The sequence below is a fragment of the Solidesulfovibrio aerotolerans genome (genome assembly GCF_009856865.1).
Lineage (GTDB): Bacteria > Desulfobacterota > Desulfovibrionia > Desulfovibrionales > Desulfovibrionaceae > Solidesulfovibrio > Solidesulfovibrio aerotolerans.
The window spans coordinates 1-447 of sequence record NZ_WVUD01000139.1 but is presented as its reverse complement, the minus strand read 5'-3'; the positions used below and the strand labels follow the sequence as shown (position 1 = coordinate 447).

The following is a 447-nucleotide window of genomic DNA, read 5'->3' as shown; positions in this document are numbered from 1 at the left end:
GGTTCTTCGACGTTTCAAATGGAATTCATTGAGCAAGGAAGTCGGCAATTTGGGCTGCGATCAGGTAGATCATGGTGATGAAGTTCGTGACGTTTCGGTAGCCTCTGGCCCTGGCGCGAGCGGCCTGGAAGAGACCGTTTAGGCCTTCGAGGCGAGCGTTGGTGTGCCAGGAGCACCAACGGAAGAGGATGCGGTCAAGGTGCTTCTTGTATGTCTTCAAAGCCTTGGCGACTGGTTTGAGCAGAGGCTCGCCAGCAATCAACTCACTGGCATAGTTCAGAAAGTTTGTAGATCTCCATTTGGCCGCTTGGCTTGTTTCCGCTCGTCGAATCCATCGTAGCTGCTCTTTGACACGATAAGCGATGCCTGTGGCAAATGCTTCGCTCTCAAGCTCCTGCAATGCTTCAGCTTGAGTCTGAGTCTTAGCCGTCTCGCGGCCTTTGAGCA

1 protein-coding gene is annotated in these 447 nt (G+C 53.2%); it reads right to left on the bottom strand.

Annotated elements, in window-relative coordinates; translation table 11 throughout:
• Window positions 1–25 precede the first annotated feature (25 nt).
• A partial coding sequence (locus tag GTA51_RS20445) for a transposase (RefSeq protein WP_160964316.1) occupies window positions 26–447 on the bottom strand: 422 nt, incomplete at its 5' end.